The sequence below is a fragment of the Pseudomonas sp. NFACC46-3 genome, assembly GCF_900114515.1.
GTDB lineage: Bacteria > Pseudomonadota > Gammaproteobacteria > Pseudomonadales > Pseudomonadaceae > Aquipseudomonas > Aquipseudomonas fluorescens_Q.
In genome coordinates this window covers 42,411-66,916 of record NZ_FOTH01000006.1, presented here as the reverse complement: position 1 = coordinate 66,916, position 24,506 = coordinate 42,411, and the positions used below count along the sequence as shown (strand labels likewise).

Genomic DNA, 24,506 nt, shown 5'->3' with positions numbered 1-24,506 from the left:
GCGAGGGAGCTTGCTCCCGCTGGGGCGCGAAGCGGCCCTAAAACCCGGCGACACGGTAGATCAGGTTGATTGAGTGAGCTTGAGAGGGGGCTGCTTCGCAGCCCAGCGGGAGCAAGCTCCCTCGCCACAAAAGCCTCATTCAGCCGCCGATGATTTTCATGATGGTCGCGCCGCCGGAGAATGCCACTTCCTGCTTGTCCCCCAACGCCTTGACCAACAAGCGCTGAAGCGCCGGCAATGCCTGGTGGCGGGGCTTGTCCAGCAGGTCGCCGACGAAATGACGGTTACTCGACGACAGGCAGCCATGCAGCCAACCCGTGGAAGACAACCGCAACCGTGAGCAGGTACGGCAGAAAGGCACGCTTTCGTTGGCGATCACGCCAAAGTGCCCCAGCCCCGGTATCTCATAGCGCACCGCGGTAGCATCCACCGGCGCATCGGCTTGCAGGTATTCGTACTGATCGCCGATCAGGCTGAGCAGTTGCTGGAGGCTGACGAACTGTTGCAGGAAAGCATTGGAGTCGCTGGCCAGGTGCCCCATGCGCATCAACTCGATGAAACGCAACTCATAACCACGTTCCAGACAGTATTCGAGCAAAGGCATCACCTGGTCCAGGTTCTGCCCGCGCAATGGCACCATGTTGACCTTGATCTTCATCCCGGCGGCTCGGGCCTGGTCCATGCCATCGAGCACGGTCGCCAGGTCGCCGCCCCGGGCGATACTGCGAAACGCGGCGGGGTCCAGGGTGTCGAGGGAAACGTTGATGCGACGGATACCGGCGTCTACCAGCAAGGGCAGTTTTTTCGCCAGCAACTGGCCATTGGTGGTCAGGCTGATGTCCTCCAGGCCCATCTGCCCCACCGCCATCATGAAACACTCGAGCTTGGGGCTGACCAACGGTTCGCCGCCGGTGATGCGCAGCCGCTCGATGCCAGCGGCCTCGATCAAATAGGCCACGCCACGCGCCATGGCCTCGGCCGACAGTTCATCCTGCGCAGCCACCAACCGCTTGCCGTCAGGCACGCAATAGGTACAGGCGTAATTGCAGGCTGAAGTCAGGCTTATCCGCAGATTACGGAAACGCCTGCCTTGACGGTCAACGATCATGGGTCACTCCGGCACGAGAAAAATCGGACTCGCAAAAATTGACCTAGAAATCAAGATTTCGCAAGACCCAAGCCTGAGTATATTACTGGGACACTGCGCCATGTAAGCGGACATGGCGCAATAAGACAGCTGAATGTCTTGGCCTGTGCGGCCTCAGTTGCTCGGGACGTCGGTATCGCGCTTGCGCTTGTTGCCCATGCGCACACCAATGTCCATCAGGAACTGGAAGAAACCTTCCTGGTCTTCCAGCACGTTGCTCCAGAACGGCGAGTGATACAGCGCCACCGCGCCATGCACCAGCGCCCAGGCAGCGCAGTAATGGAAATAAGGCGGCACATCTTCGAGCTTGCCTTCGCTGATCCGGCCCTTGATCAGCAGCGTCAGGCGTTCGAAGTTCGAGGCGCGGATCTTGTGCAGCTCCTCGACCATCTCCGGCACCTGGTTGCCCTTGACCACTTTCTCTTCCAGGCGATCGAACAAGCGGTAGCGCTGCGGGTCGCGCATGCGGAACTCGAAGTAGGCCCGGGACAGGGCCTCCTTGTCCTTGTCCACATCGGCCGAATGCAGCAGCTCGTTCAAATCGCGCTCGTAGTCGAGCATCAGGCGCAGGTAGATCTCCGCCTTGGATTTGAAATGTTTATAAATCGTGCCTTTGCCGATACCCACGGCATCCGCAATCATCTCGACGGTGACACTGTCTTCACCCTGGTCGAGGAACAACTTGAGCGCGGTGTCGAGAATTTCCTGCTCGCGGCGGCGAAACTCACGGACCTTACGGGGTTCTTTGTGCATAAGAAAAAGGTCTGAAGGGTCAAAATTCGAAGCCGGGTATTATGCCTAACTTACGCAAAAATGCACGGATCATCCGTTCTCGGCCACTGTTCTTCACAAAACCGACACGCCCGGCTCGCCGTTTCTCACGCCAATGCGCCGCGCCTGCGAGGTTTGGCGACAGTGAGAACTTATCCGAAGCGAGCGTATTCCAAATTTGTTTAAAAACCACCCCGGCCAGACTGGACGGGTTGGCATACTGATCAATACTTGAACTGTCGGCGCGACATCTCCCCCAAGTGACGCGCTGATGAAGGTACCAACGGACCGCGTGCCTTTGTTTTACTCCTAATGGTCTTAACCCGGATTCACCCCCCAGAACCCGGGTTTTTTTTGCATGGAATTCAGGCTTGCGCCACACGCACGTGAGCCAGTGGAAACAATTGCTTAAAATTTTCCGTCGTCTGCTCGGCAAACCGCTCGTAGGACTCACCGCGCAGCATCGCCAGAAACTCTGCCACTTCCCGTACGTATTGCGGAAGGTTCGGCTTGCCACGATAGGGAATGGGGGCCAGGTAAGGCGAGTCGGTCTCCACCAACAGCCGATCAGCCGGCACTTTGCTGGCAACGTCGCGCAATGCATCGGCATTGCGGAACGTGACAATCCCGGACAAGGAAATGTAATAGCCCATGTCCAGGGCGGCCCTGGCCATGTCCCAATCTTCGGTGAAGCAATGCAGCACCCCGGCCTGGGGCAGCGCGGCGTCACGCAGCAAGGCCAGGGTGTCGGCCCGGGCGCCGCGGGTGTGGATGATCACCGGCTTGCCGGTTTGCCGGGCGGCCTCCAGGTGCAGCCGAAACGACGCCTGCTGCACGTCGGCGGCTTCCGGTTCGTAGTGATAGTCCAGGCCGGTTTCGCCGATGGCGACTACCCGTGGATGGTCCAGCTCACGCAACAACCAATCGAGCGCCGGCGCGGTGTCGGGCTGGACATCCAGCGGGTGAACACCGACCGAGCAATCGACATCGGCATAACGTTCGGCCAGCGCCTTGACGTCGGCGGCGTTGTCGGCGCTGACGCCGATGCACAGGAAATGACCGACACCCCGTTCACGGGCCGCGTCCAGCGCAGCATCCAGGGAGCCGCCATGGGCAGCGAGGTCGAGACGGTCAAGGTGACAATGGGAATCTACAAGCATAAAAGGCCGGGCTACATCGTATGAGTGGGACGGTCGGACTTCAGGGAGCCGGCCAAGTGGGTTTCGATCTGATTGCGGGCTGAATTGTCGCCGTCGCTGAATTGCACACCAACGCCGGCGGCCCTATTGCCCTGGGCGCCTTTGGGGGTAATCCAGATCACCTTGCCGGCGACCGGGATCTTTTCCGACTCATCCATCAGGCTCAAGAGCATGAACACTTCATCACCCAAGCGATAATTCTTGTTGGTGGGAATGAACAGGCCGCCGTTCTTGATGAAAGGCATGTAGGCGGCGTAAAGCACCGACTTGTCCTTGATAGTCAGGGACAGGATGCCGTTGCGTGGCCCGGGACTGACAGGTTCGTTCATGCTGATCTCCGCTGCGATTGAGCTGAGTTTAGCGTCCTGTGTCACAAATACTGTTCCTTTTTGACGGCGTCTGTTGTCGTCACGAAAGGAACGTATTGGCGAAACAGGACACTGGGCCGTGTCTGTCAGTTTCGACCCGGCAAACTCGCCCACTGCACCAACAGCGCCTCGAGCAACAGCACCCGATTGAGGTTCGCTTTGCCCAGCACCTTCTGACGTTGGGCAAGAATCCAGTCCTGAATGTTCAAGATTTTATCCTGGCTGCTTTTTTGCGCCAGGTACTGGATCACCTTGCGCATGTCCGCTAACCCCAGGCCAGCCTCGTCCTCGGTCAATTGGTAGCGCAGGATCAGGCTCGACCAGTCGCAGAACCAGTCAAACAGCAAGAGCAACGGGATCGCGTTCCAACCCTCGGCCAGTTGCGTGGGGGATTGCTGCTGCTTGAGCAGTTTCTTCACCCCATCCACCACCAAGGCCCGCTGCTCCCGCACGCCCTGGGCCTGAAGGCTGACAGCCGCCAGGGGCGAGCCGGCCGCCAGGGTCAGCAACTCGACACGCTCTTCGTCGCTGCTGTCGGGCAAGGCCTGGGCCAGCCACTGCAAGCTCATCGCCTCGCTCGGCAGCGGGCAGGCCTGTTGCACGCAGCGACTCTTGATGGTCGGCAGCAAGCGACTCGGCTGGTGGCTGACCAGCAACAGCACGGTGTCGCCGGAAGGCTCTTCGAGACTTTTAAGCAAGGCGTTGGCGGCGTTGATGTTCATCGACTCGACGGGTTCGATCAGCACCACCTTGCGCCCGCCCATCTGTGAGGTCTGGACCACGAAGCTGACCAGATCCCGAACCTGGTCGACCTTGATCGCCTTGTCCGCCTCCTCCGGTTCCAGCACGTAGTTGTCGGGATGGCTGCCCGCCTTAAGCAGCAGGCAGGACTTGCACTCGCCGCAGGCGTTCGAGACACCAGGACGCTGGCACAGCAGGCTGGCCATCAGGCGCTCGGCCAGCGCCCGCTTGCCGATGCCGGCCGGGCCGTGCAGCAGATAGGCGTGGGCATGCTGGGCACGACCGGCCAGTTGCTGCCAGAGGCCGTCTTGCCAGGGATAGGCTTCAGCCACGGACGCGCTCCAGCAAACGCGGCAGCAAGCCGTCCAGGGACTGTTGGACCTGGGCCAGCGGTTGCGCGGCATCGATCAGCAGGTAACGCGCCGGATCGGCCTTGGCGCGACTCAGGAAGGCACTGCGCACGGCATTGAAGAAAGCCTGGCCCTCCAGCTCGAAACGATCCAGCCGACCACGGGCACTGGCGCGGGCCAGGCCGATTTCCACCGGCAGGTCGAACACCAGGGTCAGGTCTGGCCGCAGGTCACCCTGGACGAAGGTTTCCAACGCGCCGATGCGCTCCACGGACAAGCCCCGGCCGCCGCCCTGGTAGGCATAGGTCGAATCGGTAAAACGATCGCAGAGCACCACCGCGCCACGGGCCAGCGCCGGGCGAATCACCTCGGCCAGATGCTGTGCCCTGGCCGCGAACACCAGCAACAGCTCGGTGTCGGGGTTCATGACCTCTTCAATGGGCGCCAGCAGCACCTCGCGAATTCGCTCGGCCAGCGGCGTACCGCCCGGTTCGCGGGTCAACAACACCTCGATGCCAGCCGCCCGCAGGCGTTCGGCCAGGTATTCGCGGTTAGTGCTCTTGCCGGCGCCTTCCGGGCCTTCCAGCGTTATAAACAAGCCAGTCACAGGCGATCCTTAATCAAAGTCATTGCGGGCTCGGCGGCTCGCTGGCATCCGGTTCGCGAGCCGGCACTTGGGGCGGCACCTGGGGTACAGCGTCGGGCGCCGTGTCGGGTGATGCCGCGGGAATGGGTGCCTGCTCGTCCGGTGTTGCCGGGGCCGGACTGGAGCGGTAATCGGCACGGCGCTTGAGTTGGAATTCGCGCACCGCGTTGTTGTGCGACTCCAGGTCATCGGAGAACACGTGGCTGCCGTCACCGCGGGCGACAAAGTAAAGGCTGTTGCCCTGCGCCGGGTTCAACGCGGCATGAATCGCCTCGCGCCCCACCATCGCAATCGGCGTCGGCGGCAGGCCAGGAATCAAATAGGTGTTGTACGGATTTTCTTCTTTCAGATGGGCGCGGGTGAGTTTGCCGGTATAGCGCTCGCCCAGACCATAGATCACCGTGGGGTCAGTCTGCAGCAGCATCCCCAAGCGCATGCGCCGCACAAAGACGCCGGCAATCTGCCCGCGTTCCTGGGGCACGCCGGTTTCCTTCTCCACCAGTGACGCCATGATCAGCGCCTGATACGGCTGGGTATAAGGCACATCGGCGGCACGCTGTGCCCACTCCTTGGCGAGCACGTCTTCCAGGCGCTCATAGGCTTTTTTTAGCAGGTCGACGTCCGAGGTGCCGCGCACGAAGCGATAGGTATCCGGGAAGAATCGGCCTTCGGGAAATATCCCGGAGTGACCCAGACGGTCCATGACCTGGGCGTCGCTCAGGCCGGTGAGGGTCTGCTGGAGTTTTTCATCCTTGGCCAGTGCGGCGCGCACCTGGCGGAAATTCCAGCCCTCCACCAGCGTCACGCTGTACTGCACCACTTCGCCGCGTTTCCAGACACCGATCAGGCCTTCCATGGTCATGCCCGGCACCATCCGATATTCACCGGAATGCAGTGGCTGGTCGGCGAGATTGAAGCGCCAATAGATCCGCAGCCAGAAGGCGTCCTTGATCAGGCCATCGGCTTCGAGGCGCTTGAGGGTTCCGGTCGGGGTGGTCCCGTTGGGCACGTCCAGCAATTCTTCCTGGGTGATGTTCAGCGGCTGTTGCAGCGCCGAATGAATCTTCCAGGCCGAAGCGCCCAACATCAGCCCTGCCAGAACCAGTCCGGTCTCCAGCAGCAGCAAGAATTTACGTCTCACGAATCAAACATCCAATAGCGCACGGGCAAGGGTTTGCAGTTTACGGGTGAGCGGGCCAACCGACCAGCGCGCCGAACCGCATCCGCGTACCGGCCACACGCCATAAACGCTGTTGCAGACAAAGACTTCATCAGCCTGGTGCAGCTGTTCGAGACTGATATCCGTGATTTGCGTGGCGATGCCTTGGGACTTGGCTTGAAACAATAATTCTGCGCGCATCACGCCGGCCACGCCGCAACGGCTCAGGTCCGCCGTGAACAACACGCCGTCGCGCACCAGGAACAGGTTGCTGAAGACACCTTCGATCACCCGCCCGGACGTATCCAGCATCAAGCCTTCGGCGTATTGCCCATCGCTCCATTCGGCACGAGCCAGCACTTGTTCCAGGCGATTGAGGTGTTTGAGGCCGGCAAGCAAGGGCTGCTCGGACAACCGCACGCTGCAGGGAAACAGCAGAACGCCTTGTTCGGCATGGGCGGCGGGATAAGCGGCTGGTGGGCTCCCTTGCAGGATGCGTCGGGCCGGGGTCGAGGGATCTGCGGCATAACCGCGCAGACTGTCGCCACGGGTCACGATCAGCTTCAGCACGCCGTAGCCCAGGCGCCGGGCATAGGCATTCAACTCGGTGCTCAACGCGCTCATGTCGACGTTGAGCGCCAACCGCCGGCAACCGGTTTCCAGGCGTTGCAGGTGACGCGCCAGCAACACCGGTTCGCCACCCTGCACGGCGAGGGTCTCGAACAACCCATCGCCGTAAGCCAGGCCGCGATCTTTCAGCGACAGGACGTCGGCCGGCTGACCGTCGACCCAGCTTTCCATCAACCGGCGAACCGGCGGAACACCAGCGAACCGTTGGTCCCGCCAAAGCCGAAGGAGTTGGACAGCACCACATCGATGTCCATGCTGCGGGCAGTGTGCGGCACGAAGTCCAGGTCGCAACCTTCGTCCGGCTCATCGAGGTTGATGGTCGGCGGCGCTGTCTGGCTGTTGATCGCCAGGACGCTGAAGATCGCTTCCACCGCCCCTGCCGCACCCAACAGGTGACCGGTCATGGACTTGGTCGAACTGACCGCCAGCTTGTACGCGTGATCGCCGAACACGGTCTTGATCGCCTGGGCTTCGGCCAAGTCGCCGGCCGGGGTCGAAGTGCCGTGGGCGTTGATGTACTGCACCTGCTCGCCGTTGAGTTTCGCATCACGCAAGGCGTTGGCGATACAACGGGCAGCACCGGCGCCATCGGCCGGTGGCGACGTCATGTGGTAGGCGTCGCCGCTGGTGCCAAAGCCGATCAGTTCGGCGTAGATGGTCGCGCCGCGCGCCTTGGCGTGCTCCAGCTCCTCGAGCACCAGCGCACCGGCACCGTCGGACAGCACGAAGCCATCGCGGCCCTTGTCCCATGGCCGGCTCGCACGGGCGGGCTCGTCGTTGCGGGTCGACAGCGCACGGGAAGCACCAAAGCCCCCCATGCCCAGGCCGCAAGCCGCCATCTCGGCGCCACCGGCAATCATCACGTCGGCTTCGTCGTACATGATGTTGCGCGCGGCCATGCCGATGCAGTGGGTACCGGTGGTGCACGCCGTGGCAATGGCGTAGTTGGGTCCCTGGGCACCCAGGTGGATGGACAGGAAACCGGAAATCATGTTGATGATCGAGCCCGGCACGAAGAACGGAGAAATCCGTCGCGGCCCCGATTCGTGCAGCGTGCGGCTGGTTTCTTCGATATTGGTCAAGCCGCCAATACCCGAGCCCATGGCCACGCCGATGCGTTCACGGTTGGCGTCGGTGACTTCCAGCCCGGCGTTGCGCACTGCCTGGAAACCGGCTGCCAAGCCGTATTGAATGAACAGGTCAAGCTTGCGAGCTTCCTTGACCGACAGGTATTCCTCGACATTGAAGCCCTTTACCGAGCCGCCAAAACGGGTGGAATAGGCAGAAAGGTCGGTGTGTTCGATCAGACCAATGCCACTGCGGCCAGCCAGAATGCCCTGCCAACTGCTCGGCACATCCGTGCCCAGTGGCGACAACATACCCATACCGGTGACTACGACGCGTCTACGCGACACAGCACTCTCCTTTTTCTAATGACGACTTTGCATCAGGCCTAAAGAAAAAACCGCACGCCGTGATGGCAGTGCGGTTTTTCCATGACAGCTAGCGACGACTAAAAACGATTACGCCTGGTGGCTGGTAACGTAGTCGATAGCAGCTTGTACAGTAGTGATCTTCTCAGCTTCTTCGTCAGGAATCTCGGTCTCGAATTCCTCTTCCAGAGCCATCACCAGCTCAACGGTGTCAAGGGAGTCGGCACCCAGGTCTTCTACGAAGGAAGCGGTGTTCACAACTTCTTCTTCTTTAACGCCCAGTTGCTCGGCAACGATTTTCTTGACGCGCTCTTCGATGGTGCTCATACCTTGTTTTCACTCCTAATGGACAAATTCAGGCAGCTGGCCGGTGGGTAAGTGTATAGAAGAACTTTTCGGTTTTTCAACCGAAAGCTTCACTCCTCAAACCCTGCGGCCCGCCGTCTATAAATTGATTGCAGCTTTATAACGGATTTTAGACAGCTCGTATGACATTTTTTTGAAGCAATCCGTCACATTTAACTCATGTACATCCCGCCGTTCACCGGGATTGTAGCCCCGGTCACGTATGCCGCACCGTCCGACGCAAGAAAAGCGACCACGGACGCGATTTCTTGAGCTTGCCCCAGACGACCCAGCGGAATCTGTGTCAACAAGGCTTCGCGCTGTGCTTCCGGCAGTTCACGGGTCATGTCGGTGTCGATGAAACCCGGTGCAACCGAGTTTACCGTAATCGAGCGCGAACCCACTTCACGCGCCAGCGCACGGCTGAAACCTTCCAGACCGGCCTTCGCCGCAGCATAGTTTACTTGGCCTGCGTTGCCCATGGCACCCACAACCGAACCGATACTGATAATTCGACCCCAGCGAGCCTTGGTCATGCCACGCAAAACGCCCTTGGACAGTCGGTACAGGCTGTTCAGGTTGGTGTCGACGACGTCGAACCATTCGTCATCTTTCATGCGCATCATCAGGTTATCGCGGGTGATACCGGCATTGTTGACCAGGATCGCCGGCGCACCGAACTGCTCCTGAATGCTTGCCAGCACCGCCGCAACGGATTCGTCGCTGGTGACGTTCAACTCAAGGCCGGTGCCTTGGATGCCGTTTTCCTTCAGGGTCGCAGCAATACGCTCGGCGCCCGAAGCGGAAGTCGCGGTGCCGATGACGATGGCGCCTTGACGACCCAGTTCCAGGGCGATGGCCTGGCCGATGCCACGGCTTGCACCGGTCACCAGTGCAACTTTACCTTGCAGACTCATGCAAGCTTCTCCTGTTCAGGCCTGCGCTGCACGGGCGGCAGCGAAGGCGTCTGGGGTGTTGAGGTTGGAAGTCGATACGCCTTCGGCGCAGCGTTTGTTCAGGCCTGCCAGCACTTTGCCAGGGCCGCACTCGACCAGCTCGGTCGCGCCCTTGGCCGCCAGGGTCTGCACCGATTCGACCCAGCGAACCGGCTTGTAGAGTTGCTCCAGCAGATCACGCTTGAGGGTCTCGAGATCCGGCGGCACGTTGGCGCTGACATTCTGCACCACGGGAATCTGCGGCGCCTGCCAGTCGATGGCGGCGATGGATTCGGCAAAGCGCTCGGCAGCCGGACGCATCAGCTCGCAGTGCGACGGCACGCTGACCGGCAGTGGCATGGCGCGCTTGGCTCCACGGGCCTTGCAGCCCTCGATGGCGCGCTCGACAGCCGCCTTGGCACCGGCGATGACCACTTGGCCCGGAGAGTTGAAGTTCACCGCACTGACCACATCGCCTTGCGCCGCTTCGGCACAGGCGGCCAGCACATCGGCGTCTTCCAGGCCGAGGATCGCGGCCATGCCGCCCTGCCCGGCCGGAACCGCTTCCTGCATCAACTGGCCACGACGCTCCACCAGTTTCACCGCGTCGCCCAGGCTCAGGCTGCCAGCGGCTACGAGGGCGCTGTATTCGCCCAGGCTGTGACCGGCGACGAATGCCGGGCGAGCGCCGCCTTCAGCCAGCCACAGGCGCCACAATGCGATCGAGGCGGTCAGGATGGCCGGCTGGGTTTTATCGGTTTGATTGAGGCGCTCTTCCGGTCCTTGCTGGGTCAGTGCCCAGAGGTCATAGCCGAGCGCATCGGAAGCTTCTTTGAATGTTTCGAGGATCAGCGGGTATTGCGCGCCCAGCTCGGCCAGCATGCCGAGGGACTGCGAGCCCTGTCCTGGAAAGACGAATGCGAGGGAAGCAGACATGAAAACAAAGCCCCTAATGATCTTGTCGTCAAAAATTGACGCCCCTGGGGGCGCTAGGAAACTGAGAGTTGGATGGCGGCTTGAACCGACCGGTCACATTTAAGCATTGTCGGACGAAAACGCCTAAGTTAACAAATCCTCGAGGCGACCATGCAGACGCTCCGGCAGGTTTTCCTGGATCTCGATCACCGCTCGGTTGATCGCACTCTGGAAACCCTGCACCCCCGCCGAACCGTGACTCTTGATCACGATCCCCTGCAACCCAAGGAAACTCGCACCGTTGTGCCGCGCTGGCGCCAGGTCAGCCTGCAACCGACGCATCAACGGCAGCGCCAGGGCGCCGACCACCCGCGAGGCGAAGCTTTGCTTGAACAAGGCCTCGATGCGCTGGCCGATCATGGTCGCCAGGCCTTCGCTGGACTTGAGCAGGATATTGCCGACGAAGCCATCGCACACCACCACATCGGCCTCGCCACGGTACAAGCCATCGCCTTCGACGAAACCGATGTAGTTGATGCCGCGCGCGCCCTGCAGCAGCGTGGCCGCCAGCTTGACCTGCTGGTTGCCCTTGATGTCTTCGGTACCGATGTTCAGCAACGCCACACGAGGGCGCACGATGCCCAGGGTTTGCGCCGCGACCGAGCCCATCACCGCAAACTGCAGCAAATGTTCGGCACTGCAATCGACGTTGGCCCCCAGGTCGAGCAACTGACAAAACCCACGCTGGGTCGGAATCGCCGCCACCATTGCAGGCCGGTCGATACCCGGCAAGGTCTTGAGCACGTAGCGCGACAGCGCCATCAGCGCACCGGTATTGCCTGCGCTGACGCATGCCTGGACCTTGCCATCGCGCAGCAGCTCAAGGGCTACCCGCATCGAGGCGTCAGGCTTGCCGCGCAGGACCTGGGCCGGCTTTTCGTCCATGGTGATGATTTCGGACGCTGGGGCAATCGTCAGGCGCGCGCGGTCGACAGCCGATTGGCCGCTGAGCATTTCTTCCAGGAGGGAGGGTTGACCGACGAGGGTCAGGTGCAGCGAGGGCGTAGCATTCAGACAAGCAAGGCTGGCCTGAACAATGCTGCGGGGACCGAAGTCCCCGCCCATTGCGTCAATCGCGATGACTTGAGCGGACAAGTGATTACTCGTCGGCGCCCTTGTCGATCACTTTACGACCACGGTATACGCCTTCTGGCGATACGTGGTGACGCAGGTGAACTTCACCAGTGGTTTTTTCTACGGACAGGGTGCTAGCCTCGAGAGCGTCGTGCGAACGGCGCATGTCACGGGCAGAGCGGGATTTTTTGTTCTGCTGAACAGCCATAATTGATTAACTCCTAAACGTTTGGGTCACGCTTTAACTGCGCCAATACACTGAACGGGTTGGACCGCGTTACCTCGTCCTCGCTCGGTTCGGGCTCATCTGCTCCCGCCGGCTGCTGGCATTCTTCCGGATGATGAGCAGGCACAATGGGCAAGGCGAGCAGAAGCTCCTCCTCGATCAGTGACTGCAGATCCAATGGATCTTCGCCCAGTTCCAGCACGTCATAACCTTTCGGCAACGACTGGGTATTCGCACCCTCCTTCACCACGGCGTAACTGCATTCGCTGTGGATCGGCAGGGTGACCAGCTCAAGACAACGCTGGCAAACCATTTTGACTTCAGTGTCGATAAAGCTGTGGATTACCACAGATTTACGTTCATCTCGTTCAAAAACGAATTTGGCCTGGACCGTACCGACATCGTCGGAAAGCGGGTCGCAGAGTCTCTTCAAATCGGCCAGCAGCAGTTCACCTTGAAGGGTGGTGCCACGGTCAGCCAATTTGCGCGGGTCAACGTGAGGTGGAATCGGGTCATTCAACATAGGCGCAGCATTATAGGGATGCCCCCGGCCATGTCAAAGGAAATTCAGCCCTGTCCGTCACTTGCGCGCCTCGCTAGAATTCGCCCCTGCCTTTTGGAGCCGCCCATGCCGCCTTTATTACTTGCCTCAAGCTCGGTCTACCGCCGGGAATTGCTTGCCCGCCTGGGACTGCCGTTCGTCTGCTGCTCACCCGACATCGATGAAAGCCGTCGTCCCGGCGAGCCCGCCCTTGAACTGGTCAAGCGCCTGGCCCGGGAAAAAGCCCTGGCACCGGCCGACAGCCACCCGGCGCACCTGATCATCGGCTCAGACCAGGTCGCCGTGCTCGGCGAACGCATCCTGGGCAAGCCTCACACCTTCGAGAACGCTCGCGAGCAATTGTTGGCCGCCAGCGGCGCGAGGGTCACGTTCCTGACAGGCCTGGCGCTGCTCAACAGCCAGACCGGCCACTGCCAGGTCGATTGCGTTCCATTTACCGTGAACATGCGCGCACTGGACCCAGGGCGCGTCGAACGCTACCTGCGGGCCGAGCAGCCTTACGACTGCGCCGGCAGCTTCAAGGCCGAAGGACTGGGCGTGAGCCTGTTCCAGAGCACCGAAGGGCCAGACGCCACCAGCCTGGTTGGCCTGCCGTTGATTCGTCTTGTGGATATGTTGCTGGCCGAGGGTGTGCAGATCCCCTGAAACAGCCCGGCCTGCAAACCTGTGTGGCGAGGGAGCTTGCTCCCGCTCGGTTGCGCAGCGACCGCAACAAACGGGGCTGCTGCGCAGCCCAGCGGGAGCAAGCTCCCTCGCCACAGGGATCGAGAACAGCACTGGCAATCAGCGCAACGCCGGGCCCTGGAACCCCATCCACATCGCCAAATGCTCGGCAATGCTAGCCCCCAGCTTTTTCGAGAAACGATCGAACGGCGACTCTTCGATGGTGAAGTCCACCAGGTCTTTCTGGCCGATCACATCCCGCGCCACCGAACTGGCACTGCCCAAGCCGTCGATCAGGCCCAGCGGCAACGCCTGCTCACCCGACCAGACCAGCCCGGAGAACAACTCCGGATGCTCCTTGTCCTTCAGGCGCTCGCCCCGACCCTTCTTGACGCTGGCAATGAATTGCTTGTGAGTGGTATCGAGCACGCCCTGCCAAAAAGCGGTTTCTTCAGGCTTTTGCGGCTGGAAAGGATCAAGGAAGGATTTATGCTCGCCGGAGGTATACACGCGACGCTCCACCCCCAACTTATCCATGGTCCCGACAAAGCCATAGCCGGTCGCAGTCACACCAATGGAGCCCACCAGGCTGGCCTTGTCGGCATAGATCTGATCCGCCGCGCTGGCAATGTAATAAGCACCGGAGGCACCGAGATCTGAAATGACCGCATACACCTTGGTATCCGGGTACAATGCGCGCAGCCGCACGATCTCGTCGTAAACGTACCCCGATTGCACCGGACTACCGCCTGGACTGTTGATACGCAGCACCACGCCCTTGACCTTCGGGTCCTCGAAGGCGGCCCGCAGGCTACCGACGATATTGTCGGCACTGGCAGGCTCTTTGTCGGCGATCATGCCCTCGATATTGATCAAGGCGGTGTACGCCGAGCCGGCGACAGCGCTTTTCTCCATGTTCATCAGCGGCGTGAACAGCGCCAGTGCACCAAAGAGATAAATAAAGGTCAGCAACTTGAAGAAAATACCCCAGCGGCGGGAGCGACGCTGTTCCTGCACGCTGGCGAGCAAGGTTTTCTCCAACAGCTTCCAGCTTTTGTCATCCCCGCTCTCGGCGCTCGCCTTGACAGGTGCTTTCCATTCATCGGTCATGCGTGAATCCCCAGCAAAACTTAAAGAGCCCGCTGGCTCAGCCAGGCGTGCAACTCAGGAAAATGATCAATGGCCAGTCGCGGCTCGAATGCCCGTAGCGCCTCGATCGTTTGAGCGCCGTAGCTGACCGCCACCGACCCCATGCCGGCGTTGCGCGCCATCTGCAGGTCGAATGACGAATCCCCCACCATCAGCGCCTGCTCCGGCCGCACGTCGCAGTGTGCCAGGATCTGCTCAAGCATCAACGGATGCGGCTTGCTGGCGGTTTCGTCCGCGGCACGGGTGATATCGAAATAATCCTCCCAGCCATGGGACTTGAGCACTCGATCCAACCCGCGACGAGCCTTGCCGGTCGCGACAGCCAGGTGATAGCCCTCGGTCCGCAGAACCTCCAGCGTACCCGCCACACCCTCGAACAACGGTGAAGGCTCGGCGTCCAGCGCGATATAGTGATCGGCATAATGCTGGCGAAAAACCACCAGCTCATTGTCGTCGATTTCCGGGTACAGGCTGCGAATAGCTTCTGGCAATCCGAGGCCAATAATGCCTTTTACCGCTAAGTCGTCGCACCGGGCATACGCCATGCGGTCCGAGGCGACATGCATCGCCTCCACGATCCGGCCAATGGAGTTGGCCAGAGTGCCATCCCAATCGAAGATCAACAGTTTGTAGTCAGGATGCACTCAACCGCTCCACGGTCTTGGCCCACATGTCATCCACCGGGGCCTGCAATTTCAGCTCGCCACCATCGGGCAGCGGCACGGTCAGCATGTAAGCATGGAGAAACAGGCGTTTGCCGCCCAGATCGCGGATTTCCTTGGTGAAATCGTCATCGCCGTACTTGCTGTCGCCGGCAATGCAATGCCCGGCATGCAAGGTATGGACACGGATCTGGTGGGTGCGCCCGGTCACCGGCTTGGCTTCGACCAGGGTGGCGAAGTCATCGAAACGGCGCAGCACCTTGAATACCGTCAGCGCCTCCTTGCCCTCCTCGTTGACTTCGACCATGCGCTCGCCCGAACGCAGGTTGCTCTTGAGCAACGGCGCACGGACTTGCTTGATGGAGGTTTCCCAGCGACCACGCACCAGCGCCATGTAGCGCTTGTCGACGCCGTCGCCGCGCAATTGCTCGTGCAGGTGGCGCAACATGCTGCGTTTCTTGGCGATCATCAGCAGGCCGGAGGTGTCGCGATCGAGGCGGTGGACCAGTTCCAGCTCCTTGGCGTCCGGACGCAACTGACGAAAGGCTTCGATCACACCGAAATTCAGGCCGCTGCCGCCGTGAACCGCAATGCCTGCGGGCTTGTTGATCACGATCAGGGCTTTGTCTTCATAGATAATCGAGGCTTCAAGGCGTTGCAGCAGCCCCTGGGCCAGGGGCACCGGCTCATCGCGCTCGGGCACGCGAACCGGCGGCACGCGCACGATGTCACCGGCCTGGAGCTTGTACTCGGGCTTGATCCGACCTTTGTTCACTCGCACTTCGCCTTTGCGCAAAATGCGGTAGATCAAGGTCTTGGGCACGCCTTTGAGCCGGGCCAGCAGGAAGTTATCGATTCGTTGGCCGGCATATTCCGGCGAGACCTCGAGCAGTTGAACGCCAGGGGTCGAAGGGGCAGTAGTTGTCATGGCGGCGATCATAACAATTTTTTATGGAATTGAAGCACTTAATCATTGCTGCTATAGTCGCGAACGCCGCCAAAAGTGGCTGGACAGTGGACCAGCGGTCAAAAACCGGCCCTGACCAACGCAATTCACGAGGACGAGAGGCCGTCCTACGGGGCTTTCGCTACGTAACGGTAGAGTTTTCAGGTGTAACGAGCGCAGGTGACATGAGGCCTGAAATACGCCGCAAAGCAGAGTTTTGACTCGCCTTGCGCGCCACATTCACGGCCAGTTCACAAAGTGCAGTCAGCTGCGGACGACCCCGAGCGAATGCTTCGGAAACAACGCCTAAATTAGCCATGATGCGTGACCTCCCCTTCCGGAGCTCACGGTAAATGCCAACCCGCTGCGGATTCTGCGCGCGGCAGCACCCGAATTATCAGGGATACGTGTAGGGTGGAGATGTACAACCGTCGGACTGTGTAGCACTAGGCTTATATTTAGACGCTTCATCTCGTCCACAGGCGCCGGTTGATTCCTCCTCCTGACTGAGTGCTTGAGTACCAGCAAGCAGGACGCGTCCGTCGCGACTTCGCCATCATTGGGTCGAACTCGCTGGACACTGGAGTGGCCTTGCCATCTCCAGGACGCACCTGACACCGACCGTGAGAAGTCGTGTGTGCCGAACGCCGTTTCCGGCAGCCCGGAAACCGACGGTACTACATGAAAAGAATGCTGATTAACGCAACTCAACCCGAAGAGTTGCGTGTTGCACTGGTAGACGGCCAGCGCCTCTACGACCTGGATATCGAATCCGGTGCACGCGAGCAGAAGAAGGCCAACATCTATAAAGGCCGGATTACTCGCATCGAACCAAGCCTTGAGGCTGCCTTTGTCGATTTCGGCTCCGAGCGCCACGGCTTCCTGCCCCTCAAAGAAATCTCCCGCGAATACTTCAAGAAGGCCCCTGAAGGCCGCGTCAACATCAAGGACGTCCTGAGCGAAGGCCAGGAAGTCATCGTCCAGGTCGAAAAAGAAGAACGTGGCAACAAGGGCGCCGCCCTGACCACCTTCATCAGCCTGGCCGGCCGTTACCTGGTCCTGATGCCGAACAACCCTCGCGCCGGCGGCATCTCCCGCCGTATCGAAGGCGAAGAGCGCAATGAACTGCGTGAAGCCCTGAACGGCCTGGTTGCCCCGGCTGACATGGGCCTGATCGTTCGCACTGCCGGCCTGGGCCGCAGCAGCGAAGAAATGCAGTGGGACCTCGACTACCTGCTGCAACTGTGGACCGCCATCAAAGAAGCCTCGCTGGATCGCTCCGCGCCGTTCCTGATCTACCAGGAAAGCAACGTGATCATCCGCGCCATCCGCGATTACCTGCGCCAGGACATCGGCGAAGTGCTGATCGACAGCGTCGAAGCCCAGGACGAAGCCCTGACCTTCATTCGCCAGGTGATGCCGCAGTACGCCAGCAAGATCAAGCTCTACGAAGACAGCGTTCCGCTGTTCAACCGTTTCCAGATCGAAAGCCAGATCGAGACCGCCTTCCAGCGCGTCGTCGAACTGCCGTCCGGCGGCTCCATCGTCATCGACCCGACCGAAGCCCTGGTGTCCATCGACATCAACTCGGCCCGCGCCACCAAAGGCAGCGACATCGAAGAGACCGCCCTGCAGACCAACCTTGAAGCGGCCGAGGAAATCGCCCGTCAGTTGCGCCTGCGCGACATCGGCGGCCTGATCGTCATCGACTTCATCGACATGACCCCGGCCAAGAACCAGCGCGCCGTGGAAGAAAAGGTCCGTGAATGCCTGGAAGCCGACCGCGCCCGCGTACAGGTCGGTCGCATCTCGCGCTTCGGCCTGCTGGAAATGTCCCGTCAGCGCCTGCGTCCGTCCCTGGGCGAAAGCAGCGGCATCGTCTGCCCTCGCTGCAACGGCACCGGCATCATCCGTGACGTCGAGTCGCTGTCCCTGGCGATCCTGCGCCTGATCGAAGAAGAAGCCCTGAAAGACCGCACCGCCGAAGTTCGCGCCCAAGTGCCGATCCCGGTGGCCGCGTTCCTGCTCAACGAAAAACGCAACTCGATCACCAAGATCGAACTGCGGACCCGTGCCCGCATCGTCATCCTGCCGAACGATCACCTCGAGACGCCGCACTTCGAAGTGCAGCGCCTGCGCGATGACAGCCCGGAAGCCCACACCAACCAGTCCAGCTACGAAATCGCTGCTGCCGCTGCCGAAGTGGAAGAAGTCCAGCCGGCCGCCGCCACTCGCACCCTGGTTCGCCAGGAAGCTGCGGTCAAGACCGCTCCGGCCCGCGCCAATGCTCCGGTTCCGACCGAAGTGGCCGCTCCGGTTGCCGCCCCGGCCGCCGCACCAGAGCCAAGCCTGTTCAAAGGCCTGGTGAAGTCGCTGGTCAGCCTGTTCGCCACCAAGGAAGAACCTGCTGCCCCGGCCGTTGTCGCCAAGCCTGCCACGACCGAGCGTCCTGCCCGCAACGAAGAACGCCGTAACGGTCGCCAACAGACCCGCAACCGCAACGGTCGTCGCGACGAAGAACGCAAACCTCGCGAAGAACGTGCACCGCGTGAAGAACGTGCGCCACGCGAGCCGCGTGAAGAGCGTCAGCCACGCGAAGCCCGTGAGGAAGCGCCAGCCGTAGCCCGCGAAGAGCGTGCACCGCGTCCGCCCCGTGAAGAACGTCAGCCGCGCGCACCGCGTGAAGATCGCAAGCCACGTGGCGAGCGTGAAGAACGTGTTCGCGAACTGCGCGAGCCACTGGATGCCGCCCCGGCTGCTGCTGCCGCCACCGCTGAAGAGCGTCCGGCCCGCCAGCCTCGTGAAGAACGTGCACCGCGTCCGCCACGTGAAGAGCGCCAGCCACGCGCCGAGCAGGCAGCCGCCGCTGCCAGCGAAGAAGAAGTGCTGAACACCGAAGAGCAGTTGCAGGAAGACGGCCAGGACACCGCCGAAGGCGATCGTCCACGTCGCCGCTCCCGTGGCCAGCGTCGTCGCAGCAACCGTCGTGAGCGTCAGCGCGACGCCAACGGCAACGTGATCGAAGGTTCGGAAGAGTCCGAGTCCACCGAGAACACTGAAGCGCCAAGCGCTGCCGATCTGGCTGCCGGCCTGGCCGTGACTGCGGCCGTTGCCAGCAGCGCAATCAGCGCCCCGGCCGAAGCCCAGGCTCACGAACAAGCCGAACGCGCGACCGCTGCGGTGGAAAGCGCGCCAGTTGCCGAAGCTCCGGTGGTCGAAGCCACTACCCCAGTAGAAGTCACCGCTTCGCCAGAAGTGGAAGTCGCCCCGGCCCATGAAGCCCAGGTTGCTGAAACTGAAGTGGTCGCCGAGCCTGCACCGGTTGTCGAGCAGCCAGTGGTAGCCGCTGAGCCGGCCGTTGAAACACCGGCCGAGGAAAAGGCCCCAGAGCCTGCCCGCGAGGAACAGACTGCGTTCAACTGGACCGCCGAGCCAGCCGCACCGGCACCTGTTGTCGAGCCAGAACCGACACCAGAGCCCGTGAAAGCGGTCGAGCCAGAAGTGGTTGAATCTGCTCCAGTGGTCGAAGCACCCGTGGTTGCCGAAGCCCCTGCCCCAGTGGAAGTGCCTGCACCCGCCAGCGCCCTGACCGCGAACGGCCGTGCGCCGAACGATCCGCGCGAAGTGCGCCGTCGCAAGCGTGAAGCCGAGCGTCTGCAGAAGGAAGCCGAACAAGCTGCCGCTGCTGCCGCTCAAGCGCCTGCTGCCGAGCCAGCTCCAGCCGTGGAAGAAGTCGCCGAGGCAGCCCCTGCCCCGGTCGCCGAAACCCCGGTTGAATCAGCTCCGACATTCGACGAACCTCAGCACAGCGCTGAAGAAGTCGTGCCGCGTCACACTGAAGCCCTGGAAAAAGAGCACGAGCCTAAACCTCACGCCTGATTCCACCGCCCAGTAAAAAGCCCCGCCTGGTGATGCCAGGCGGGGCTTTTTTATGCCTTCATACTTATCCACAGCGGGACTGGGACCAGACAAGACTTATGCCCACTGAAGATCCACTGTGGGAGCGAGCTTGCTCGCGATGGCGCCGGGTCAGCTTGCATCAATGCTGAATATCGGACCGCTTTCGCGAGCAAGCTCGCTCCCACAGGGTTCTGCGTCGATTGTTATTTGAAGGCCAATGCCTCTGGCACATCGACATCCCACGTCACGCCAGGGTCATCCACCGGCACCTCGACCACTTGCGCCCCGGCAAACAATGCCTTGGCACCGCGATCTCCAGTCAGTGCCATCAGTCTTGGGCCAAACGCACGGCCGAATCCCACCGGATGCCCGTATTCGCCGGAGAGGACCGGCACACTGATGCCATCCTCGCGAATCCTCGCCGCCACCTGCTCGATAGTCGACGGCAGGATGAAAGGCATATCACCCAGTACCATCAACCAGCCAGCAAGGTCCGGGCAAGCCTGGACACCGGCCGCGATGCTGTCCCCCAGACCGGGAGAGTCCAGCGCCACGAAATCGCAGCCATAGGCTTGGGCCATGCGGATGGCTTGCGGACGATCCTGGCTCGTCACCAGGACGCGCTTTTGCAGGGAGGCAGGCAAGTTCACCAGCACCTGCTCGATCACCGAACGGACGGCACCGTCCCGCCCGGTGCAATCGGCCAGCAACTTATCCTTGTCGGGGCCGGCCACCTGACGGAAACGACTGCCCGATCCGGCCGCGAGAATGATCACGCCTATCGACTCGCTCATACGCCCTCCTCGCCCGCGGCTTACAACGGCTTTTTCTGCCGCAGTTCAACGCCATTCTTGATGGCCACGATCTCGGCCAGCAGCGACAAGGCAATTTCCGCTGGGGTGTGGCTGCCGATGTGCAGGCCGATGGGTCCATGCAAGCGTTCAATGGCCTGTGCTGACAAGCCTAGCTGAGCCAGGTTATCCCGGCGCTTCTGGCTGTTGACTCGCGAGCCCAGGGCACCGACATAAAAGGCCTTGGAGTCCAGGGCCGTGAGCAGCGCCATGTCGTCCAGGCGTGGGTCGTGGGTCAAGGCCACAATGGCGGTGCGCTCGTCGGTCTGGATGCTCAACACCGCTTCGTCAGGCATCCCCGAGACGAAGCGGCCATGCTGCTCTTCCCAACCATAGACAAACTCCTTGCGCGGATCGCAAATCAGCACTTCGAAGTCCAGCAACCGGGCCATTTCCGCCACGTAGCGCGACAGTTGCCCGGCGCCGATCAGCAACAGCCGCCAACGTGGGCCGTATATGGCCCGCAGGACCTGTCCATCGAACACCAGGGCGTCGGTTTTGCTGGCCGGGGTCAGGACCACGTTGCCGCTGGCGACTGTCAGCTCCCGGGCGACAATCTCATGGGCTTCGCAACGTTCCAGCAATTGCGCGACCCAGTGTGGATCGCCCACCCGCTCTTCGGTCAGGCGCAGGGTGCCGCCGCACGGCAGGCCGAAGCGCGCCGCTTCTTCGCGGGTGACGCCATAGGTGATCAGTTGCACCGGCGGGCCGTCCGCCGGAATCCGACCGTCGTACAGCCGGGCGATCAGGTCATCCTCGACACAACCACCCGACACCGAACCAATCACCACGCCATCTTCGCGCAGGGCCAGCATCGCCCCCGGCGGCCTTGGCGCTGTGCCCCAGGTCTGGACCACAGTGAACAGCACCACCCGCTGCCCGGCGCGGCGCCACTCGAGCACGCTGCGCAGGACGTTCAGATCAACGCTGTCCATCAGGCCTTCGCCTGCTGCCAGCCTTGCAGCTGATAGCGCACAGGCAGGCTACGAATACGCTTGCCAGTGGCAGCGAAAATCGCGTTGCACAGCGCAGGCGCAATCGGTGGCACACCCGGCTCGCCGACACCGCCCAACGGCACCTCCCCCGGCGGCGTGACCAAGTGCACGGCCACTTCCTTGGGCGCCAGGGACATGCGCGCCACCTCGTACATGTGGAAATTGTCCTGCTGCACCTTGCCATCCTTGAAACTGATTTCCCCCACCATGGCATTGCCTAGCCCCATGACGCAGGCGCCCTCGAACTGGGAACGGATGCGCTCGGGGTTGATCTGCGGACCGCAATCCACGGCGATGTCCGCCTTGTGCACGATCACCGTGCCGTCGTCCTTGACCTCTACTTCGATCACCGCCGCCACGTAAGTGACGAAGCTGTAGTGCACGGCCAAGCCCAGGCCACGGCCCTTGGGCAGTTCCCGGCCCCAACCGGCGGCCTTGGCAGCGGTTTCCAGCACCGTGCGGATCCGCGCGGTATCAATCGGATAGCGCTCGGGGGATTCGCCATAGTTCCACTCTTCGCTCAAGCTACGCGGATCGATCTTGCGATCCGGGCCAAGCAATTTGACCTGGTACTTCAGCGGATCCTGGCCGGCCTTGTGGGCCAATTCGTCGATGAAACTCTGGATCGCGAAACCATGGGGGATGTTCGACACCGAGCGATACCAACCCACCCGGGCATGGGCCACCGCTTCGGGATTCTCCAGGCGCAGGTTCGGGATGGCATAAGCCATGTTGGTCACGCCCATGCCTATTTCGAACGGCGCCTCGTGGGTCATGCCCGGCGCAAACAGTGCGGTGATGCTCGGGGCCACGGTGCGGTGCAACCAGCCGGACGGCATACCGTCCTGGTTCAGGCCGGCCTTGAGGTATTCGGCCGATACCGTGTGGAAATACGAGTGATGGATGTCGTCTTCACGGGTCCATTGCACCCGTATTGCCTGGCCGGGAAATTCCTTGGCGAGCACGGCCGCTTCGACGACAAAGTCGGGTTTGGACTTGCGTCCGAAACCGCCGCCCAACAACGTGATGTTCACCGTGACCTTCTCGAAAGGAATGCCCAGGCGTTCAGCGACACGTTCACGGGTCACCTGCGGGGCCTGGCTCGGTGCCCAGGCCTCGCATTGGCCGTCCTTGAACCGGGCGACGGCAACCATCGGTTCCATCGGTGATTGGGACAAGTGCGGCAAGTAATACGATGCTTCCAACGTCGAATCAGCCTTGGCCAGCGCATCGTCGAGATCGCCGCTGCTGCGCACGACTTTTCCGGGCTTGAGGGCCGCCGCTTCCAGCTCCTTGCGATAGGCAATGGAGTCATAACCGGCATTCGGGCCGTCGTCCCATTGGATTTTCAACGCTTCGCGGCCCTTGATCGCCGCCCAGGTGTTCTTCGCCACCACCGCCACGCCGCCCAACGGTTGGAATTCCGAGGGCAGCGGGCGCCCTTCGATCTGCACCACCTTGACCACGCCCGGTACTTTCAGCGCGGCGCTGCTGTCCACGCTCTTGACCTTGCCACCATAGACCGGCGGACGCGCGATGACGGCATAGAGCATGCCGTCGAAATGCACATCGGCACCAAACACGGCACGACCGTTGACGATGTCTGCGCCATCGATGGCCCGGCTCGCCTCCTTGCCGATGTAGCGGAATTCCGATGGCTGCTTGAGGCGCAGGCTGCCACGGCTCGGCACCGCCAGGGCACTGGCGGCGGCGGCCAATTCGCCATAACCCAGTTCACGCCCCGAAGGCTGGTGCAGCACCTTGTGCAGTTGGGCATGGCATTCATCCACCGGCACCTTCCACTGCGCGGCGGCGGCCAGTTCCAACATGGTCCGGGCGGCAGCACCGCAACGGCGCATCGGCTCGTACCAATGACGCATGCTGCGTGAACCGTCGGTGTCCTGGTTGCCGAAACGCGCCTCATCGGCCGGCGCCTGTTGCACCTTCACTCGCGCCCAGTCGGCCTCCAGCTCATCGGCCACGACCATGCTCAGGCTGGTACGCACACCCTGGCCCATTTCCGAACGGTTGCAGATCACGGTCACGCTGCCATCGACAGCAATGCTGACGTACACCTTCGGGTCGTCGACCGCGCCATGGGGCATGCCCTCGGCACCGAATTTCTTTTCCTCGGCAAAGGCCTCCGGCAGCCCCCACGTGGCCGCCAGTACCAGCACACCGGCGGCACTCGCGCCTTTGAGGAAGCCGCGACGGCTGAGGTTGCTCAGGACAAAATCATCGGGCAAGCGGCTCATGCCTTGGCCTCCTTCAGGTGAGTGGAGGCCTGGCGGATCGCGGTCTTGATCCGGTTGTAGGTGCCGCAACGGCAGATGTTGCCGACCATGGCTTCTTCGATCTGCTCATCACTCGGGTTGGGGTTGGTCTTGAGCAAGGCGGTCGCCGACATGATCTGCCCGCCCTGGCAGTAACCGCACTGGGCCACTGCTGTGTCGAGCCAGGCCTTCTGGACGATTTGCCCAACCGGATCGACATGAAGTTCGTCTATGGTGCTGACATTTTGTCCATTCACAGAACCGATTGGCGTAATGCAACTGCGCGCCGGGGCGCCGTCGATGTGGATGGTGCACGCGCCGCACAGGCCCATGCCGCAGCCGAATTTGGTGCCGTTGTAACCGGCCACATCCCGGATAGCCCACAGCAGCGGCATGTCCTCGGTCACATCCAGTTGATGGTCTTTTCCATTGAGTTTCAGGGTAATCATGGGCACGCCCGCATAGTTATCGAGTTATGGGGTCGAGCAATCTGCCGCTGGGTTGAC

General features: G+C 61.6%; 24 protein-coding genes. 2 read left to right on the top strand and 22 right to left on the bottom strand.

The annotated features are described in order from the left end of the window. Nucleotides 1–139 precede the first annotated feature (139 nt). From BM300_RS09105 to BM300_RS09035, 15 genes are all read right to left on the bottom strand, one after another. Entirely contained in the window at nucleotides 140–1,108 is a 969-nt protein-coding gene (locus BM300_RS09105) for a GTP 3',8-cyclase MoaA (protein ID WP_092150094.1), read from the bottom strand. A 153-nt stretch (nucleotides 1,109–1,261) separates the two neighbouring features. Next, nucleotides 1,262–1,900 (bottom strand): TetR/AcrR family transcriptional regulator, encoded by a 639-nt coding sequence (locus BM300_RS09100; protein WP_060741238.1) that lies wholly within the window; start codon nucleotides 1,898–1,900, stop codon nucleotides 1,262–1,264. Between the two features lie 383 nt (nucleotides 1,901–2,283). Further along, nucleotides 2,284–3,078 carry a TatD family hydrolase gene (locus tag BM300_RS09095; protein ID WP_092349101.1) on the bottom strand — a complete coding sequence of 265 codons (795 nt, stop codon included), beginning with the start codon at nucleotides 3,076–3,078 and terminating at the stop codon, nucleotides 2,284–2,286. A gap of 11 nt (nucleotides 3,079–3,089) precedes the next feature. Then, nucleotides 3,090–3,446: a PilZ domain-containing protein gene (locus BM300_RS09090; protein ID WP_053180946.1), complete on the bottom strand. Its 357-nt coding sequence runs from the start codon at nucleotides 3,444–3,446 to the stop codon at nucleotides 3,090–3,092. Nucleotides 3,447–3,571: 125 nt separating this feature from the next. Further along, complete coding sequence (locus BM300_RS09085) at nucleotides 3,572–4,558, bottom strand: DNA polymerase III subunit delta' (protein WP_072344216.1); 987 nt, start codon at nucleotides 4,556–4,558, stop codon at nucleotides 3,572–3,574. Further along, nucleotides 4,551–5,183 (bottom strand): dTMP kinase, encoded by a 633-nt coding sequence (tmk, locus tag BM300_RS09080; protein WP_092462599.1) that lies wholly within the window; start codon nucleotides 5,181–5,183, stop codon nucleotides 4,551–4,553. Before tmk ends, BM300_RS09085 begins: the two co-directional genes overlap by 8 nt. Nucleotides 5,184–5,202: 19 nt before the next feature. Next, a complete protein-coding gene (gene mltG / locus BM300_RS09075; RefSeq protein WP_092462597.1) occupies nucleotides 5,203–6,363 on the bottom strand; it encodes an endolytic transglycosylase MltG in 1,161 nt (386 codons plus the stop codon). A 3-nt stretch (nucleotides 6,364–6,366) separates the two neighbouring features. Then, nucleotides 6,367–7,182, bottom strand: a complete 816-nt coding sequence (pabC, locus tag BM300_RS09070; protein WP_063324917.1) for an aminodeoxychorismate lyase — start codon at nucleotides 7,180–7,182, stop codon at nucleotides 6,367–6,369. Beyond that, a complete protein-coding gene (gene fabF, locus BM300_RS09065) occupies nucleotides 7,182–8,426 on the bottom strand; it encodes a beta-ketoacyl-ACP synthase II (protein WP_063324916.1) in 1,245 nt (414 codons plus the stop codon). Before fabF ends, pabC begins: the two co-directional genes overlap by 1 nt. A 108-nt stretch (nucleotides 8,427–8,534) precedes the next feature. Next, nucleotides 8,535–8,771: an acyl carrier protein gene (gene acpP, locus BM300_RS09060; RefSeq protein WP_003175607.1), complete on the bottom strand. Its 237-nt coding sequence runs from the start codon at nucleotides 8,769–8,771 to the stop codon at nucleotides 8,535–8,537. A gap of 191 nt (nucleotides 8,772–8,962) precedes the next feature. Then, a complete protein-coding gene (fabG, locus tag BM300_RS09055) occupies nucleotides 8,963–9,706 on the bottom strand; it encodes a 3-oxoacyl-ACP reductase FabG (RefSeq protein ID WP_018613558.1) in 744 nt (247 codons plus the stop codon). Between the two features lie 15 nt (nucleotides 9,707–9,721). Beyond that, nucleotides 9,722–10,660: an ACP S-malonyltransferase gene (fabD, locus tag BM300_RS09050; RefSeq protein WP_092462595.1), complete on the bottom strand. Its 939-nt coding sequence runs from the start codon at nucleotides 10,658–10,660 to the stop codon at nucleotides 9,722–9,724. A 123-nt stretch (nucleotides 10,661–10,783) separates the two neighbouring features. After that, complete coding sequence (plsX, locus tag BM300_RS09045; protein ID WP_092150103.1) at nucleotides 10,784–11,794, bottom strand: phosphate acyltransferase PlsX; 1,011 nt, start codon at nucleotides 11,792–11,794, stop codon at nucleotides 10,784–10,786. A gap of 4 nt (nucleotides 11,795–11,798) precedes the next feature. After that, nucleotides 11,799–11,981: a 50S ribosomal protein L32 gene (rpmF, locus tag BM300_RS09040; RefSeq protein ID WP_003179396.1), complete on the bottom strand. Its 183-nt coding sequence runs from the start codon at nucleotides 11,979–11,981 to the stop codon at nucleotides 11,799–11,801. A gap of 13 nt (nucleotides 11,982–11,994) precedes the next feature. Continuing rightward, nucleotides 11,995–12,522, bottom strand: a complete 528-nt coding sequence (locus tag BM300_RS09035; protein ID WP_003204262.1) for a YceD family protein — start codon at nucleotides 12,520–12,522, stop codon at nucleotides 11,995–11,997. 105 nt (nucleotides 12,523–12,627) lie between these two features. On the opposite strand from BM300_RS09035, the gene BM300_RS09030 reads away from it, so the two are divergent. Then, nucleotides 12,628–13,206 carry a Maf family protein gene (locus tag BM300_RS09030; RefSeq protein ID WP_092462593.1) on the top strand — a complete coding sequence of 193 codons (579 nt, stop codon included), beginning with the start codon at nucleotides 12,628–12,630 and terminating at the stop codon, nucleotides 13,204–13,206. Between the two features lie 138 nt (nucleotides 13,207–13,344). Here BM300_RS09030 and BM300_RS09025 read toward each other — a convergent pair whose 3' ends face one another. Genes BM300_RS09025 through rluC form a run of 3 tightly spaced genes read right to left on the bottom strand, consistent with a single transcriptional unit; the run spans nucleotide 13,345 to nucleotide 15,963 of the window. Further along, complete coding sequence (locus BM300_RS09025) at nucleotides 13,345–14,334, bottom strand: S49 family peptidase (RefSeq protein WP_092462591.1); 990 nt, start codon at nucleotides 14,332–14,334, stop codon at nucleotides 13,345–13,347. Between the two features lie 20 nt (nucleotides 14,335–14,354). Next, nucleotides 14,355–15,017: an HAD-IA family hydrolase gene (locus BM300_RS09020; RefSeq protein WP_092150109.1), complete on the bottom strand. Its 663-nt coding sequence runs from the start codon at nucleotides 15,015–15,017 to the stop codon at nucleotides 14,355–14,357. Further along, nucleotides 15,007–15,963 carry a 23S rRNA pseudouridine(955/2504/2580) synthase RluC gene (gene rluC / locus BM300_RS09015; RefSeq protein ID WP_063325247.1) on the bottom strand — a complete coding sequence of 319 codons (957 nt, stop codon included), beginning with the start codon at nucleotides 15,961–15,963 and terminating at the stop codon, nucleotides 15,007–15,009. The genes BM300_RS09020 and rluC overlap by 11 nt, the downstream gene beginning before the upstream one ends. A gap of 699 nt (nucleotides 15,964–16,662) precedes the next feature. On the opposite strand from rluC, the gene rne reads away from it, so the two are divergent. Further along, nucleotides 16,663–19,860 carry a ribonuclease E gene (gene rne / locus BM300_RS09010; RefSeq protein WP_092349088.1) on the top strand — a complete coding sequence of 1,066 codons (3,198 nt, stop codon included), beginning with the start codon at nucleotides 16,663–16,665 and terminating at the stop codon, nucleotides 19,858–19,860. A 224-nt stretch (nucleotides 19,861–20,084) separates the two neighbouring features. On the opposite strand, the gene BM300_RS09005 is transcribed toward rne, so the two are convergent. Genes BM300_RS09005 through BM300_RS08990 form a run of 4 tightly spaced genes read right to left on the bottom strand, consistent with a single transcriptional unit; the run spans nucleotide 20,085 to nucleotide 24,449 of the window. Then, nucleotides 20,085–20,675, bottom strand: coding sequence for a nucleotidyltransferase family protein (locus tag BM300_RS09005; protein ID WP_092150115.1), 591 nt, complete (start codon nucleotides 20,673–20,675; stop codon nucleotides 20,085–20,087). 20 nt (nucleotides 20,676–20,695) lie between these two features. Then, complete coding sequence (locus tag BM300_RS09000; protein WP_092462589.1) at nucleotides 20,696–21,667, bottom strand: XdhC family protein; 972 nt, start codon at nucleotides 21,665–21,667, stop codon at nucleotides 20,696–20,698. Continuing rightward, on the bottom strand, nucleotides 21,667–23,982 hold the full coding sequence (locus tag BM300_RS08995) for a xanthine dehydrogenase family protein molybdopterin-binding subunit (RefSeq protein ID WP_092462587.1): 2,316 nt from the start codon (nucleotides 23,980–23,982) through the stop codon (nucleotides 21,667–21,669). Before BM300_RS08995 ends, BM300_RS09000 begins: the two co-directional genes overlap by 1 nt. After that, nucleotides 23,979–24,449, bottom strand: coding sequence for a (2Fe-2S)-binding protein (locus tag BM300_RS08990; RefSeq protein WP_003204280.1), 471 nt, complete (start codon nucleotides 24,447–24,449; stop codon nucleotides 23,979–23,981). Before BM300_RS08990 ends, BM300_RS08995 begins: the two co-directional genes overlap by 4 nt. Nucleotides 24,450–24,506 lie beyond the last annotated feature (57 nt).